This window comes from Anaerovibrio sp. RM50, assembly GCF_000622005.1.
Classification (GTDB): Bacteria; Bacillota; Negativicutes; order Selenomonadales; family Selenomonadaceae; genus Anaerovibrio.
The window spans coordinates 191837-207340 of the sequence record NZ_JHWV01000005.1 but is presented as its reverse complement, the minus strand read 5'-3'; the positions used below and the strand labels follow the sequence as shown (position 1 = coordinate 207340).

17 protein-coding genes and 1 pseudogene are annotated in these 15504 nt (G+C 37.3%); 1 reads left to right on the top strand and 17 read right to left on the bottom strand.

What is annotated here, in order from left to right:
• Positions 1 to 30 precede the first annotated feature (30 nt).
• From T525_RS15455 to rffA, 4 genes are read right to left on the bottom strand one after another with little or no spacing between them, the layout of a single operon-like run.
• Complete coding sequence (locus tag T525_RS15455; RefSeq protein WP_051533362.1) at positions 31 to 717, bottom strand: methyltransferase domain-containing protein; 687 nt, start codon at positions 715 to 717, stop codon at positions 31 to 33.
• A gap of 18 nt (positions 718 to 735) precedes the next feature.
• Positions 736 to 1479, bottom strand: a complete 744-nt coding sequence (locus T525_RS0102930; RefSeq protein WP_198022594.1) for an amidohydrolase family protein — start codon at positions 1477 to 1479, stop codon at positions 736 to 738.
• 29 nt (positions 1480 to 1508) lie between these two features.
• Complete coding sequence (locus T525_RS0102925) at positions 1509 to 2705, bottom strand: ATP-grasp domain-containing protein (protein WP_198022593.1); 1197 nt, start codon at positions 2703 to 2705, stop codon at positions 1509 to 1511.
• Between the two features lie 33 nt (positions 2706 to 2738).
• Positions 2739 to 3866 carry a dTDP-4-amino-4,6-dideoxygalactose transaminase gene (gene rffA, locus T525_RS0102920; protein WP_027405963.1) on the bottom strand — a complete coding sequence of 376 codons (1128 nt, stop codon included), beginning with the start codon at positions 3864 to 3866 and terminating at the stop codon, positions 2739 to 2741.
• A 149-nt stretch (positions 3867 to 4015) separates the two neighbouring features.
• Here rffA and T525_RS16765 point away from each other — a divergent pair, with 149 nt between their 5' ends.
• Positions 4016 to 4129 (top strand): transposase, encoded by a 114-nt coding sequence (locus T525_RS16765; RefSeq protein ID WP_369751932.1) that lies wholly within the window; start codon positions 4016 to 4018, stop codon positions 4127 to 4129.
• A 511-nt stretch (positions 4130 to 4640) separates the two neighbouring features.
• On the opposite strand, the gene T525_RS0102910 is transcribed toward T525_RS16765, so the two are convergent.
• The 13 genes and pseudogenes from T525_RS0102910 to T525_RS0102855 all read right to left on the bottom strand — a co-directional run bounded on the left by T525_RS0102910 (position 4641) and on the right by T525_RS0102855 (position 15401).
• Entirely contained in the window at positions 4641 to 5528 is an 888-nt protein-coding gene (locus T525_RS0102910) for an IS3 family transposase (protein WP_156945520.1), read from the bottom strand.
• Positions 5452 to 5652 carry a hypothetical protein gene (locus T525_RS16505; RefSeq protein WP_198022600.1) on the bottom strand — a complete coding sequence of 67 codons (201 nt, stop codon included), beginning with the start codon at positions 5650 to 5652 and terminating at the stop codon, positions 5452 to 5454. Before T525_RS16505 ends, T525_RS0102910 begins: the two co-directional genes overlap by 77 nt.
• 498 nt (positions 5653 to 6150) lie before the next feature.
• Positions 6151 to 6435 carry a transposase gene (locus T525_RS15450; RefSeq protein ID WP_027405961.1) on the bottom strand — a complete coding sequence of 95 codons (285 nt, stop codon included), beginning with the start codon at positions 6433 to 6435 and terminating at the stop codon, positions 6151 to 6153.
• A 189-nt stretch (positions 6436 to 6624) separates the two neighbouring features.
• Positions 6625 to 6867, bottom strand: a complete 243-nt coding sequence (locus T525_RS15445) for a hypothetical protein (protein WP_027405960.1) — start codon at positions 6865 to 6867, stop codon at positions 6625 to 6627.
• Between the two features lie 146 nt (positions 6868 to 7013).
• A pseudogene (locus T525_RS16180) lies at positions 7014 to 7178 on the bottom strand (transposase); the annotation flags it as partial.
• Between the two features lie 22 nt (positions 7179 to 7200).
• Positions 7201 to 7818 carry a hypothetical protein gene (locus T525_RS0102890; RefSeq protein ID WP_027405959.1) on the bottom strand — a complete coding sequence of 206 codons (618 nt, stop codon included), beginning with the start codon at positions 7816 to 7818 and terminating at the stop codon, positions 7201 to 7203.
• Positions 7805 to 8467 carry a YdcF family protein gene (locus T525_RS0102885; RefSeq protein WP_198022592.1) on the bottom strand — a complete coding sequence of 221 codons (663 nt, stop codon included), beginning with the start codon at positions 8465 to 8467 and terminating at the stop codon, positions 7805 to 7807. Before T525_RS0102885 ends, T525_RS0102890 begins: the two co-directional genes overlap by 14 nt.
• Positions 8468 to 8494: 27 nt before the next feature.
• Positions 8495 to 9556 carry an N-acetylneuraminate synthase family protein gene (locus tag T525_RS0102880; protein ID WP_027405957.1) on the bottom strand — a complete coding sequence of 354 codons (1062 nt, stop codon included), beginning with the start codon at positions 9554 to 9556 and terminating at the stop codon, positions 8495 to 8497.
• A gap of 5 nt (positions 9557 to 9561) precedes the next feature.
• Positions 9562 to 10755, bottom strand: coding sequence for a DegT/DnrJ/EryC1/StrS aminotransferase family protein (locus T525_RS0102875; RefSeq protein WP_027405956.1), 1194 nt, complete (start codon positions 10753 to 10755; stop codon positions 9562 to 9564).
• Positions 10756 to 10767: 12 nt separating this feature from the next.
• Positions 10768 to 11517 carry a cytidylyltransferase domain-containing protein gene (locus T525_RS0102870; protein WP_198022590.1) on the bottom strand — a complete coding sequence of 250 codons (750 nt, stop codon included), beginning with the start codon at positions 11515 to 11517 and terminating at the stop codon, positions 10768 to 10770.
• Between the two features lie 33 nt (positions 11518 to 11550).
• On the bottom strand, positions 11551 to 12546 hold the full coding sequence (gene pseB / locus T525_RS0102865; RefSeq protein ID WP_027405954.1) for a UDP-N-acetylglucosamine 4,6-dehydratase (inverting): 996 nt from the start codon (positions 12544 to 12546) through the stop codon (positions 11551 to 11553).
• An 85-nt stretch (positions 12547 to 12631) separates the two neighbouring features.
• Positions 12632 to 14143, bottom strand: a complete 1512-nt coding sequence (locus T525_RS0102860) for a hypothetical protein (RefSeq protein ID WP_027405953.1) — start codon at positions 14141 to 14143, stop codon at positions 12632 to 12634.
• Positions 14144 to 14198: 55 nt separating this feature from the next.
• Positions 14199 to 15401, bottom strand: a complete 1203-nt coding sequence (locus T525_RS0102855; RefSeq protein WP_027405952.1) for a glycosyltransferase family 1 protein — start codon at positions 15399 to 15401, stop codon at positions 14199 to 14201.
• Between the last annotated feature and the right edge of the window lie 103 nt (positions 15402 to 15504).

The following is a 15504-nucleotide window of genomic DNA, read 5'->3' as shown; positions in this document are numbered from 1 at the left end:
CATACTGTTTTAGTCTCGGAGTTGCAAAAATCATTTATAATTAATTAAATCCTTATATCTACAAAACATGGTATCATGCTTATCAAAAGAATCATCCTTAAAAATGAATACCGCAAATTCAAATGGCATATAATCATTTCTCAACATTATTCGTCTTGATTTTTTATAAGCATAACCAATTAATCTTTCCGGCGAACTATGGAATGTATGATTATATCTGTAATCCACCTTGTCCGAAAGGAAATCAAAAGCCACCCCCCCCACACAAATGTCCACCGATTTATCAATACACCTTTCAATAAATGAATAATTATCAAGATTTCCAATGAATTTTCTATTAAAAATTCCAGACGCTATTACATAGTCAAATTTTTGGGGGATATCAATATCTAAAAAATCGCCACAGATATATGATATGGTTGCCTTACCATTTTGAGAATTTCTTTTTCGTGCTTCCAATATCAATTCCTCTACCATATCTATACCTACATATTCATAATCATCGATACCTTTCTTTTTGAGGAAACAATTTAAATCTCCGAAGCCACATCCAATATCTAAAATTTTCTTACCTTTTATATCCCACTGACTAGTTAATACTTCAAATCGAATATCCTGTTTGCCTTTATCCCATCCTAAAGTTTTTGGTGAATACCCATATTCGTGATATCGCTCTCTGTAATCAGACACCAATTTTTCCCTATCCTTATCGTCCATTATCGTTCACCTTCCGTATTAATTAAAATATATTTCTCTTGCATTTTTCTCAAACAAACATTCAAACAAATCTAATTTTTGTTCATCCAGCAGATACTTCAAAATTTTTTCAGCCTCCTTAGGATGGAACGATGGCATATCACTACCAAACATTACTCTATTGCCACTATGCACTATACAATGTTTCAAATCCATCCATATAGAAGTACCTTTTAAGTAATTTATTGAAAAAGCACAATCATAAAAAATATTTTTCACTTCTCTTGTACAAAGCATTGTTTCTAGTACTTTTATTCCTCCCAAATGTGCCATTACAACATTATGTTCAGGATATTTCCTTGCCATAAATATCGCTAAATCTATGTAACAAAAACTTTCCAGGTTACTTCCATACAAAAATGAATCTATTACTATATTCCTAAATGAGTATTCCCCAATATATTTTGCAATAGCATCAAAATCATTTTTTGTTATATTAGTCAATCTAGGATGTAACTTGATTGAATATTCCAATTTTTTCTTTTCTGCCATTCTAGCACTTTTATCAAAAAACGTCCTATGCTTGACATCAAAAAGGAAAACTATGTGAATACTTTTAAGTTGCGCCATCAACTTATCTTCATTTTCCCAAAATATCTCCATTTCTTCTGGTGAATTAAGAATGAGTACAGCTTCATCAATACCTGCTTCGTGCAATGTTTTAATATACTCATTTGTTGGGTCATCTACTTCTAAATTAAAATGTGTATGTGCATCTATCATAACAATACCAACTCCATCCAAACACACCATTACACGGGTTCTGACTGAATCACCAATACCTCATTAAGCAAATTTAGCTTTTTTAGTATTTCTTTCTTGTTATTGGCAAATATAATTACAAAGCCAGCTCTACCTCGGTCATCATTAGGTGCGTTCAATATATCACCTTCTTTAAAATCAAGATGTATTTTATGAACGCCACTTATATTACTGGCTTCTTTGAATCCTTCTATTTTTTTAATTTTACCAGGATTAACATCAAGGAAATGTAACAATGCCGCCTTATTATCTCTACACTCTTTTATATTAAGTTTTTTACCTAACAGTAAATCTAAAAGAGTCCCCGGTCCATCTACGCTTGACATAAACGGTGCAATATCTGACGAAATTAAAGTTCCTCCACCTCTTGCTGCCATTTCAATCAAATAGTATTGTCCATTAAAGCATTTATACTCAGAGTGAGTAAGGCCAAAAGGAAGTCCTGCCTCAACAATATGCTGTCTATTAATTTTTTCCAGTTCAACATAATCGTATTCTTCATCATCCCAAGTAAATAAAAGATCACTGGCAATCTGAGCATTATGAAGATAATGTTTTTTTCTTGATATTCCTAGCGTATGATATTCCCCGTTTATCATTATTCCATCAATAGTGAACTCTTCACCATCTATGTATTCTTCAAAAATAACACAGCCCGAAGATGAAAATTTCTCCGCTTGTGCGTATTTATCCCCAAAATCTTCATTTTCCCGTATTCTATAAACTCCGCGGCTAGACTGCGAGTCAACTGGTTTAATGATTGCATCAGTCACCCCCAATTGATCAAAGCATGCCTTTGCTGCCTCATAACTTTTACATAACATAAACTTTGGGGGCTGAAAACCATGTTTCTTCTCAAAACATCTCATTTCATACTTATTTGTGAACAGATTGGCTTTTTCACTGCCTATTCCTGGCAAGTTCATTTTTTCACTTATATATGCTACTGTAGGTACTGCAATATCACTTTGATCTGTAAGTACGACATCCGGCTTCCACTTTTTTGCTATTTCTAAATTTTTCTCTTTGTCCAGAACATCTACCACAGCAAAATCATCTGCGAATTCAAATGCAGGTGATTTAGCGTACAAATTTGTGCATAAAACAGTATGCCCCATAGCTTTTGCTTTTTTTACTAAAGGAACCTGCCAATCGCCACCTGCTACAATCATCACTCTAGCCATCATTATACTCCTCGATATCATTTAATTATACAATCATTACTTATAAAAAGCCCTTACCTGCTCACAAACATAGCTTACTTCCGGACGGCGCAGGCCATAATACATTGGCAGACGCAAGATACGCTCGCTTTCCTTGGTAGTATATTTATCTTCACCAGCGAATCGGGCATATTTCAATCCTGCCGGCGCACTATGAAGTGGAATATAATGGAATACAGACAGTATATCTTTTTTCTTTAAGAACTGTATCAACTTACTGCGTTCTTCCAAATCTTTACATTTAATATAGAACATGTGGGCATTATGCTCGCAATTATCAGGAACAAACGGCAATTCAATCTTGCCCTGTTCCTGAAGTACTTCCAGTTCATCATAATACTGGTGCCAAGAACGCAGACGGTCTTCGTTGATTTCTTCAGCCACCTGTAACTGTGCCCAAAGATATGCAGCATTCATGTCACTTGGAAGATACGATGAACCACCATCCTGCCAACGGTATTTGTCCACCTGTCCCCGGAAGAACTTGGAACGATCTGTACCTTTCTCACGGATGATTTCCGCCCGCTCTATCATAGCCGGATCTCGAATAAGCAAAGCACCACCCTCACCCATGGTGTAATTTTTGGTTTCATGGAAGGAATAGCAACCAAAGTCACTAAGTGTTCCCAATGCGCGGCCTTTGTATTTGGCCATAACTCCCTGAGCAGCGTCCTCGATAACCGTTAGGCCGTGGCGACGGGCAATCTCATTAATCTCATCCATACGACATGCAACACCAGCATAATGCACCGGCACAATAGCTTTTGTCTTTTCCGTAATAGCTTCTTCAATAAGCCGCTCATCCATATTCATTGTTTCAGGGCGTATATCAATGAATACAGGGACCCCGCCCCTAAGTACAAACGCATCGGCTGTAGAACAGAAAGTATATGAAGGCATAATTACCTCATCTCCCGGCCCGATATCCGTAAGAAATGCCGCCATTTCTGTAGCATGTGTACAGGATGTGGTTAAAAGTGCCCGACTGGTGCCTGTCTCTGCTTCCAGCCACGCACTGCATTTCTTCGTAAAATAACCATCACCACAAATCTTATTGTTGTCGATGGCTTGCTTGATATAGGTTATTTCTTTGCCTGTATAAGGCGGTAAATTGAATGGTATCATGAGTATATCTCCTCACATATTTATGAATCTAGCTATCCATTGTATAACACGCTAAATTTTATCATAAGCCCCCCCTCCCTGCAAGACATATATCCTTCATCATTACATTTAATATACTAGTTACTTACTAATGATTATTTGAGGATTTTATTGGTGACAAGAATTTTGGAATGCTTGAAACAATCGCGGAAGTATATCCTATACCCAAGTATCAAAGGTGTATCATTCACTTTTATTGCAATGTTTTTCAGTTGTTCCAATAGGAAAAGTACGTGAAGCAGCAATGATGCTTAAAGCTATCCATGCCCAAGAAAGTAAGGCAGCCACTGATGCGAAGCCCGCTAGGTGGCTGAAAAACTACTTGAGATGAAGTTCAAATCAGTTGCTAAAAAAATAATAGCTGGCGTTGACGCATGGAATTCGGAGGTCATGGTGGATTTGAGGAAACAGCATCTTTACGGATTTACCTCAAATAATATGTGTAATAGTTGTATTAATAATATTGAACAAAAAATAGTTCCATTAATAAAAAAGTGAGTCGGGGGGTGATATGTAAACAGAAGAGCCTGTGAAAAAAACTCTGTAAATAGAGTCTTATATGGCAATAAAAACTATATATTTCATAATTGTGCTGGAATTGGGTGAAACCGTTTCCAGCATTTTTCTTAGCTGTAATTTGGGACAACTCAACAAACTGAGGACTGGCTCCATATAATGGGCCCCCTGTCAAGACCACTTTTTAAAATTTTAAGAGTGTCATAACACAGTATAATACTAAGCTGCAAAACAGCTATAAAAAATCTCATCTGGTACTTTGTAGTTCAGTGCCTCATGTGGACGAAGACTGTTATATGTGTCCACATAGTCGTTAATCAGCTTACGCAATTCCCTGGGCGAATCATACTCATTGGGATAAATCTGTTCAGTCTTTAGACTACGGAACCACCTTTCTATCATGATGTTATCAGCCCAACGGCTCTTGCCATCCATACTTTGACGAATGCCAAGGTCTTTTAGTAATTGCTTATAGGTATCACTGGTAAACTGGCTACCTTGATCTGAATTAATAATTGCTGGGATACCACACTCCTTAACAGCTTCCCTTACTGCGTATATGACAGACTCTGTATCAAGACTGTCGGATAGATAGTGGCCTACAATCCTGCGGCTGTACCAGTCTATTATGGCGGTCAGATACATATGCCCGTGAGGCATTGGGATGTAGGTTATATCAATAGACAATACCTGATTTGGAAATGCCACATTGTAATTTCTGAGCAGATATGGGACGATAGCTTCTTTAAAGTTACGTGCCGACAGATTAGGCTTGGGATAAATGGCATATATACCCATCTTTTGCATTAAGCGTCTTACAATCTTTCGCTTGACAGGATAACCATCTTCATTTAGCTTAATGACAAGCTTTCTGGAGCCTAAATATGGCAATGCTGTATGCCAGTAATCAATACGGGCCATTATAGCCTCATCCAGAGCATTGGCCGATGGATCTGGCTCAGATGGCGCATAATACAGGCTTGAACGGTTAATGCCCAGGAGTTCACATTGCCTGCGGATAGAAATGCCTTTATCCTTTTGAATTAAACTCCGGGATTTCTGGGATTGGTTCTCCAACTTGGCGAAAGCAGTCCTGAAGAAAATCACGTTCCAGGGTCAGTTGACCAATGGTTTTTAGCATTTGATCGTTTTTCTTCTTCAGGTCAGACTCCTTCCTCTGAGCTATCTTTTGCTCAGGTGCTGCATCAAATACAAGATGGGCGTTCTGCAAGAAGTCCTGTTTCCACTTACGAACCATATTGGGAGTTAAATTGTTTTCAGAACATATGACATTAAATTTTTTTCGCCTTGCAAAATAGCGATGATAATTCTGCTCTTGAATTCAGCAGTGTATTTCCTTTTCGGCATGATAGTAACCTCCATTCATTACTAATTACTATATCATGCACGCTTAAAAAATAAAGTACTGGTCTAAATTCTTGGGACCATTATACCAGACCTCAATTTTAATAAAGCTGTAACAAGAAATAGCCTTGTATTCAAGCCGGTCTTCGTACATAATACTTAATTCGCCTTATACACGTCCCCAATTACGAATCGGCATAGTCCATTTTTTAGTGGCTTCCAAAGTAGCAAGATACAGTGCCTTCATCAAGGCCTGTGAATCCGGGAAAACGCTACGCTAGCGGTTAAGGTGTCTGTAGCTGGAATTGAGACTTTCAATAGCGTTAGTAGTAAAAAAGGATGTCTGAGCTTAAATAGCGTAGTCTTAAAAGCCAACCGTGTTCATAAAGGCTTCATAGTCATTGTTCCAGATAGGATGGCCTTCAATATCGCGTTTAATAACAACACTTTTTATGTTGTCTGTAAGGATATATTTCGGAACCCCAAGCCAGTCAAATGCCCTTACCAAGCCAATGAATATATTATCCTGTTTGGCACTGGAGAAAAACTCTTTATAGACTGAGCAGCAGTGGTGGCAAACAACAGCAAAACATGCTACTTGGTATTCTTTGCCCAATGGATCAACATCCTTGGTAAAGCCCCAGTCCATCGGGAATGCTTCTCCTGGTCGTGTGTTATACCGTCTACCACGACTGCTTGGAGGGGCCACAATAATCCGTTTAGCAGGAACAAGTTCTTTATTGCTGGATATATAGTTTTTTACAATAGTTAGACCGCCAGTGAAACCTTCTTTCTTAAGCTCGGAGAAAAATAACAGCTGAATTTGTTACTCCCTGCTTCAAGTAAGTATTAATAACTTTTTAAACGAATCAAGATTTCCTTTACGCTTAACACATGGTAATTTAGATTTGACACCGCTTTGGAAGCCATTCTTCTTTAAAGTACGCAGCTTGCTGCGAGATAATCCAGCTAATCTGCCAAACTCTGCAAGATTTACCTTATCTAAAGGTATATTGGCTTCCATTACTTCTAAAGCTTGTGCTATAATTGGCACTAAGCCATTACCTTTTATATCATTCACATTGTCTACTTCCAGCTGGGTTGATTGGTCACTTTCCATTTTAGAGGAAACGAATGAAAAAAGGAATGGCTATTTTTATACCGACTAAAATTGGATAATTATGGCCACCCCCGAATGGCTAATTTCGACCGACTCTAACACTTACATTTTTCGGTAACAGCATCACGGTTTTTGCGGCCCTGTTCCTCGGTAACTGCGTGGTAAATGCTATTTAGATTAGTTGCAAATTCCTTGCGGTCTTTATCTGCCACATATTTTAAGGTATTGCATTCCTGGTGGACAATACAGCGCTGGTATTCGGCTTTTGGAAATTGACATTGTCAAGCACTTTGCTTAGTCAATACAACCATAACAAGGTCTCAATGCAAGGTGTCTATGGATACTAAATCCATTCTTGTTGACACCATCCACATCATGATATTTGCCCACATATATTCTATCTCCATTATGATCTGTGTCACTGCACCATACAAAGTCATGATACCACAGCTTTATGCCTAAAACATACCAAGACACAAAAAACGCATAGGTACAATTAATGGCGGATGGAAAATTGATTTTTTCCATCAATTCCCCAGGCTGAACTGCTCTGCTGTTTTCATACACTTCTTTTCGTATGAGGAACCATCCGTCCTTCATTGGAATATCAATAAAGTCTTCCTTATCATACCAATCCTGATTATAAAAGCAAGGTTCTGTAATATTAGGATCCATCCCCATTCTTTTCTTTAAATTACGTATGGTAACCGGGGTTCCATCCTCAAATTGGCTAACACCCAATATAAGAATATAATCCTCTTTCTTTTTTTCCAGCTCTTCCCTTGAGTATTGTATCTCCGGTATAAGCTCCCCTGAACGTAAACTCATACCAGTCAGTTTGGCAATTTCCTCACGGCCAATCATATTATTTCCCATTATACTTTTTGCATCAAGTTCACTAATATGATTCATCTGTAAAAGCTTCCTTCCTTTTTTGATATTCAATTACCTCATCAACCGTTGCCAGATGCCCCAGTCCTGTATATTTCTCTATTCGGTCAAACTCCCCTGCCAGACGGTCTATACGCATTCCCCAGCCAGCATCTTGAAACCATTTTAATTGTCTTGCGGGTGTATTATATAAGATTATATCACTCTTTTTGTCTATTATTTCACGTAAAAATGTCAAATATGCCCTATATTGGTGATCACTTGAAGCAACCAATGCCAGTTTCTTCCATCCCATTTTTTCAGCCAAACTGATAACTTCAACGGCCTGCTGGCGTGTCTGGGTTGATTTATTCTCGTGAATAAGATCAATTTCCTTAACGCCATTTTGCAATAACAGCGGTTTTATTTCCTCAAATGGATAACTTCCATAATCTTTGTCAACCACATTACCGCTAAACACTATTTTAGAAACCAAACCATTTTTATATAGTTCAACAGCCTTATTTACACGAAAAAAGCCATCCCCTTCCAACAAAACTGCAGCATCAGATTTTGAAAAGCAATCATTATCCACAATAGCGATTATTTTCTCTCTGTCCGTTATCATAGTTTTCTCCATAAAAAGATGGATAGCCATCCCCCAACAACCATATTTAGGTTGTTTATCCATCAGATTTCTATCCATCCTCTTCATCAATCAAATATCTTCCCAAAAAATAGGGTCACGTGCCGGAATATCCTTATTGGCAGTTTTTCCAATAACTACATTCTTATATTTAGGCGGAATACCCAAAGCAGGACGCAAAACGTCCAAATCTTCTGCTGTTATTTTTTGGCCCTTTTTTATATCATTTTTAGCATAAAGGCAACGGCGCTGAACATATACTGTCTCAGCCTCTTCCTCAACCACTTCTTTGCAGGTACTGCCCATAGCTCGTTCCACTTCCCGAATTGAGTCGACCATAAACTTAAACTCATTCGGTTCCATAGAATGTGGATGGTCAGGGCCTTTATCCTTTTTATTCAAGGTAAAATGCTTTTCAATAACTCTGGCTCCCAAAACGACAGATGCAAGTGCCACAACATGGCCAGGAGAATGATCTGAGTAGCCTGTTAAGCAATCAAATGCACTCTGATAAGTCTTTAAAACATTTACATTTGCACTGTCAATCTTTGAAGGATAATTGGTAATGCACTGCATTAAAACCAAATCCTTATTACCCGTCTTTTCTATTGTACGCACTGCCTCATCTATCTCAGACATGGTCGCATCACCAGTTGCCAACATAATTGGGATTCCCTTGCGGGCAGTGTACTCAATCATCTCCAACCATGTTATCTCGCCGGAACCAATCTTGATAAATGGTACCTTCATATCAGCACAAAGATCCACAGCCTCTTTGAAATACGGTGACGTAGAAAAATCAATACCTACATTTTTACAATAATCAGCTATTTCCTGATGCCATTCCACAGGAAATTCGACATCTTTGAAAACTTCAGAAACAGTACGTCCCCATGAACCATGTACTCCATGGAGAGTCATTTTTGAGAACCCGCCCTCAGAAACGATAGTTTCCGCTGTAAATGTCTGGAATTTCGCGCAGTCAGCCCCTGCTTCCTTGGCCGCATCGATTAATCTTTTTGCCTTATCTATGCTACCATCGAAATTGCCACCTATCTCAGCAATAAAATACGTAGGATAATAGAGGCCAAGCATTTTATTTCCAATTTTTATATTTTGATTGAATTTAGCCATCTCAATTATCTCCCTTCGCATGTTTCACTGTACTCAGCGATGGTCTTCTTCAGTATATCCGCCTGCCTCTTTGCTTCTTCAATATTCCAGTAATTTGTTTTTAACTGAATCATACGCTTCTGGAGATATTCTGCATTTGGACAACAGGTTTCATCATATTTTTGCCACACACCAGGCATAGGCTGCAATATTTCCTTATAAGCCGGCTCATTATAGGACAATTTCCAAGCTGCGTAATATCCATCCCCGCCATTTTTCTGGAAAATATCACGAAAACGATACCAATCAACATCAGGCTGATCAGTATTCAAAACAAGGCAGTATGTCCAGAAAGAATTTTTGCAATCAGATGGTGTGACTTGTTTCTTTACAATATTCTGATTTTCAACGGCCTCATCAAATATCTTCGCTACTTCAATCCTCTGCTGGACAAGATCATCCGCTCTTTCAAGCTGTCCCAATGCACATGCAGCCTGAAGCTCAGACATACGATAATTATATCCAAAGGACAAATGTCTGCTGTAATTCGGGTCCTGTATGTCATTTCGTGTAATCTTTCCCTGCTTCGCACTAACACCTGCATAACCAAGGCAATTCAAGCGTCTGGCCTTATCTGCCAATTCCTCGTTGTTGGTAATAAGCATACCACCTTCTCCTGTGGTCAGATGCTTACTTGCCTGAAAGCTGAAGCTTGCAAAATCACCAAACTCACCAACAAGCTTTCCCTTATATTCTCCCAGGAAACACTCGGCATTATCCTCGATAAGGGCAATATTATGCTTTTTGCACAAAGCAATAATCCTATCATAATCCGGTGCAAGACCATACAAGGATACGGTAATAATAGCTTTTGTTTTGTCTGTAATGCATTTTTCAATACTGTCAGCTGAAATCTGGAAGGTATCAATATCACTGTCGGCAAAAACAGGAATGGCCCCGCAGAGCACCACCGGAATGGATGTAGATGACATAGTCAACGCCGGGACTATTACTTCATCACCTTGCCCCACGCCACACGCCAAAAGTGCCACATGCAGTGTAGCCGTTCCATTGCAGTGCCCTATAGCATACTTTGAATTAAACTTTTCTGCAAAAGCCTTTTCGAGCTTATTATTAAATATGGAGTTTTTTGAGGTTGCAAACTCATTGTCCAAAACCTCCATAACATATTTTTTCTCCAATGATGAAAATCTGTCCATAATTATGTCCTTTCACTGATACATTGCACTGCGTTTAACTTTTAAATTTATATCCTTAATGGCTGGATTTTTTTCTAATATTTCCAAAATCTCATCCATCAACAATATTCCAGTTTTTTCCCTGTTCTCATATATTTTTTTTACCATCTTATAATCTTCCAGATTATCTATGGTCCACCGCAGTGATGACAACTGTTGGTTACATTTGACATTACCAATACGGAATTTGTCGGGATGGCGATAAATATACTGTGTTACATGCTCACGCTCAAAGGCATCTTCTGAAATTTTTTCCATATATTCAAGAGCCCTTCTGGTGAAAGCCTCACAATCCAAACCTTCCGGAAAAGATGGCGGAAAATTATTCGTGGCCAGATCATATCCTTCATCCACTATTTTTGACACCACAGCATCAATAATCTCCGGTTCCTTAAAGGGATCATCTGCCGTAATCCTTACAATCACATCAGACGGGAATGAACGTGAAGCCATATAGTATCTGTTCAAAACATCATTTTCACTACCCCTGAAGCAGCAGACATCATTCTCATTACACCACTGCTCAGTCTTGTCATCTTCTGTATTTGTTGTAGTAGCTATTACAATTTTGTCTATGTTTTTGGCATATGTTAATCTGTTTACAACATGCCATAAAAGTGGCTTGCCATCAATATCAGCAAAAATTTTATTGGGAAATCTTGTTGAGCCACGCCTTGCTTGAATTATTGCATTTACCGTCATCTTTACACCTATTTCAACCAAACACTATACTTCTCCATAATCGACAAGAAAATCCTAAATACTTCCGATTTTACTGCGATTCTTCTCTATCCACTCCTGAAGCTTTGGAATAGTCATCCATTCCTTGTTGTTGTCGGATGTATAGCTGAAGCCCTCTGGCACTCTGGTACCGCCTTTTATCATGGTATCAATGCTTCCCCAATTGCAAATCTGCGGCAAAATCTTAAAATGCTCAGGATACTCATAAGTAAAATGAGCATCCTCAACACCAATCATCTGCTCATGGAGCTTCTCGCCTGGTCTGATACCGATTTCAACCTGTTCAGCCTTTTCATCTACAGCAGTGGCAATATCACAAATATTCATGGATGGGATCTTCTTTACATAAATCTCTCCTCCCTCCATGTCATCAAAGGCATGCCAAACCAATTCCACACCCTGCTCCAGAGAAATCATAAATCTGGTCATACGCTTATCAGTAATAGTCAACTTCCCTGTCTTGGCAATTTCCATAAAAAACGGAATAACAGAACCACGGGATCCCATAACATTACCATATCGTACCACCGCAAATTTTATCTTTCCACCGGAATAAGAATTCCCCGCTATAAAGACTTTATCCGAGCACAGTTTTGTGGCACCATATAAATTAATTGGTGAACTTGCTTTATCAGTTGACAAGGCTACTACCCGCTTAACTCCCTTATCTATACATGCATCAATAATATTCATAGCACCATTAACATTTGTCTTGATACATTCAAAAGGGTTGTATTCGGCAGTAGGGACAATCTTAGTGGCAGCAGCATGAACAACATAATCTACCCCATCAAGTGCACGGTAAAGTCTATCTTTATCCCGCACATCGCCAATAAAAAATCTTACCCTTTCATCCCCCTGAAATTTCTTGGCCATATTCCACTGCTTCATCTCGTCCCGGGAATAAATGATAAGCTTCTTTGGATTATATTTTTTTAATGTCATGGGCACGAAGGTGTTACCAAAAGAACCTGTACCGCCTGTGACCAAAATTACTTTTTCATGTAACATAACTACAACACTCTCCTATTTTTCAGTCTTAATGAAAACACTTATGTATATGTTTCTTATTATACAATATGAATCTAAAAATCTGCTACTCAATTACTGATTTTATCAATGATAAATCATTATAATCATCTTCGCGGCTGTATACTACTCCTATGTTTTTCTTCCCTTCAAGTATTTCAGAAACATCACTAATTTTTAACAAGTCCAATTTATAAATTAAAATTAAACTTTCTCCTTCGGCAGTTCCTTCCAACACCTTAGAATCTTCTGCTATAGAAGGAATTCTCCATTCATCGCATAATATTGCTATTGTAGACCCATATGTAATATTCAAATCAATAAACGACAACAAGGCTGGCAACGGACAAGAAGACGCTTCTTTCCAATTTGCATTACATCCTAAAAGCTTTTGTTCAAACAATTGACCAAATTCATTCCAGTGATGTAGCATTACAGGGTGCATTCTAATCCACCACTGCCATTCAGGTGGAGATGACTGTATCAATTTTATGACATTTTCACAAGGCATTTCGTAATCCATAGAAAATAAAATGTGACTTTGGCACCTTGAATCCTTAACTGCTTCCAATTTTTTGAATTCCTTTTCGAACCCCATAGGAATTTTTTTATTTTTCCACAAATCTATCCATGGATACCCGGTTATCAAAGGTATATGCTTGTCTACACAGCAAGTATTCCATTTCTGTATATTTCTCTTCTCTCTCATTCCCCATACTAAAAAATAGTCTGGTAATAATTGATACCCCTTTGATTCAGCCGGCCATAACCCATATGCATAATGTTCCGAATCTTGATTTCCATGTTGCAAATCAGCTGTTGGTATCCCCATTTTTTTGGCTGCCAATATTAGTGCAAACCCTTCTAAACCATAATACCATTCCACAACAACAAGTTTTGGTTTTACCACTTGTAATTTTTTTGTGAAATATTTTTCATACACTTTCAATAAATTTATTTGACAAGCGACTTCACTTATTGGAAGTATACTAACATTAGTTTTATCCAAAAACTGATACAGTTCATCACACAACGGGCAATAAATCTCTTGGTTTAAATATTTATGATTTACAAAATTACGCAGTTTATTACAAAATAAATCAAACCAAATGTCATTTTGCAAAAATATTGATTTATTGTACCTAGGTAATTTCCACGTATCTGTTATTGTTGATTCAAAAATAACATAAGAAGGATTATCAATAACATTAAGGAAAGGAAAAATTTCTGTAAAATAGTACTTTCCATCAAGTTTAGCTTTCCTATAAACAGAATAGGATAAAAAAAAGATATCTCGTTGCTCAGAAATATAATCATTATGACTATAATCTTTGAAATAAATGTATTTATATAAGGCTTTATCTCTAATAATGCTTAGGAAGCTACATATCTTTCCATATGTTCTTTTTAATATATTCCTTTTGTTTTTTCCATATTCATTATTATCTTTACTATTAATTAATTGTGCACTAACTCGTAGAATAGGCCAAATTTCAACTCCATCAATTTTCCACTCATTGACGGGAAAATCAACCTCAATTTTTTTTAAAGCTTTCATTATACTAGAATATTTTTCCATTACGACCTCATATAACATAATAAATCAAGAGCTACGCAGATAAGTTATAAAAAAATTAAAAAATTGATTTTATAACCTTTAAAAATCTATCATTGAATTGTGCTTGTGAAAAAAACTCCGCCCGTTTCAAACCTTTTCGTTTTAAATCAGAACATAATTCATCGTCTAACCACAATTTTTCTATTACATTTGAAATTTCATTAACATTCTTAGGATCAAAAACAAGCCCAGCCTCCCCTATCTGCCACGGCATAGCATACACATTTGAAACTGCAACTGGACATCCCATTGCCATCCCCTCTAATGGAGGAATATTGGTAGGTCCACAAAACGAAGCCATTATCATGGCTCTGGCACGTCGATACAAAATTCTCATCAAAGAATCCGATACATAGCCAAAAACATGAATATTATCTTCCAATTCATTCGCACGAATCAACTCCATGGCCTCTTCATAACCATTCTTCTGCGAACCAACAAAAATTAGCTGAATATCAATCCCCCTATCTTTTAGCATCTTAGTAGCTAAAATAAGGTTTTTATGATTTTTATGTTCCCAAAACTGCGCAGGATAAAAAATAAATTTATTAGGCAAAACTACCTCACTAGGCAAAATGTCTTCATGATTCTCGAACAAATAATGTGGGGGCGTAAATGGCATTATCTCTATTTTATCCGAATATCTATCCCCATAACATTCAATAACATGTCGTTTGCCTACTTCAGAATCAACAAATATTCTCTCTGTACTTTCACATACATTTTTATATAAATACTCGCGCCACTTAAACTCAAACACCGACGCTGATTCTGGAAATTTTTCATACCTATGCATCAAATCATGTATTACGCCAATTGTTTTTGTCTTTACCATTGCAGGATAGATTTCCTGTGAAGGGAAGATCAACAAGTCTAAATATTCCTTGTCAAATTGTTGAGAAAACTTACTTATTTTAGCAAAAAGTCCTTTACACCTCCATAAATAAAAATTACATTTACTTGCGATTTTTAAAATGATTGTTCCCCATATATCCCACAATTGGCGCCTATCATAAGTTTTTATCATTCGAAATGAAAAAGTGGATAAATACTCCTTCCACAAATCGTTCTTATAAAAAACCACTATTTCAAAAAGTTCTCGTGGTAATGCATCTAATGCACAAATAATTGATTGGTCATACTGAAACGATCCACCAACATATGGTTCTACTCCTAAATAAACCCCAATTCTACGCTTTTTTCTATCTTCTTTTTGCAACCCAAAATCACCTCCAAGAATACTTGATAATTATATGCTCCACAATGTCTTGTGAGCTAGTTTAATTAATTATCAGTATTGTCTGAGTCTTCCATATGATATT

Bases quoted from the DNA above. Each gene is read 5' to 3' on its own strand.
- T525_RS15455 (WP_051533362.1), bottom strand. From the start codon at position 717: ATGGACGATAAGGATAGGGAAAAATTGGTGTCTGATTACAGAGAGCGA.
- T525_RS0102930 (WP_198022594.1), bottom strand. From the start codon at position 1,479: ATGATAGATGCACATACACATTTTAATTTAGAAGTAGATGACCCAACA.
- T525_RS0102925 (WP_198022593.1), bottom strand. From the start codon at position 2,705: ATGATGGCTAGAGTGATGATTGTAGCAGGTGGCGATTGGCAGGTTCCT.
- rffA (WP_027405963.1), bottom strand. From the start codon at position 3,866: ATGATACCATTCAATTTACCGCCTTATACAGGCAAAGAAATAACCTAT.
- T525_RS15450 (WP_027405961.1), bottom strand. From the start codon at position 6,435: ATGGACTGGGGCTTTACCAAGGATGTTGATCCATTGGGCAAAGAATAC.
- T525_RS0102890 (WP_027405959.1), bottom strand. From the start codon at position 7,818: ATGAATCATATTAGTGAACTTGATGCAAAAAGTATAATGGGAAATAAT.
- T525_RS0102885 (WP_198022592.1), bottom strand. From the start codon at position 8,467: ATGGATAAACAACCTAAATATGGTTGTTGGGGGATGGCTATCCATCTT.
- T525_RS0102880 (WP_027405957.1), bottom strand. From the start codon at position 9,556: ATGGCTAAATTCAATCAAAATATAAAAATTGGAAATAAAATGCTTGGC.
- T525_RS0102875 (WP_027405956.1), bottom strand. From the start codon at position 10,755: ATGGACAGATTTTCATCATTGGAGAAAAAATATGTTATGGAGGTTTTG.
- pseB (WP_027405954.1), bottom strand. From the start codon at position 12,546: ATGTTACATGAAAAAGTAATTTTGGTCACAGGCGGTACAGGTTCTTTT.
- T525_RS0102860 (WP_027405953.1), bottom strand. From the start codon at position 14,143: ATGGAAAAATATTCTAGTATAATGAAAGCTTTAAAAAAAATTGAGGTT.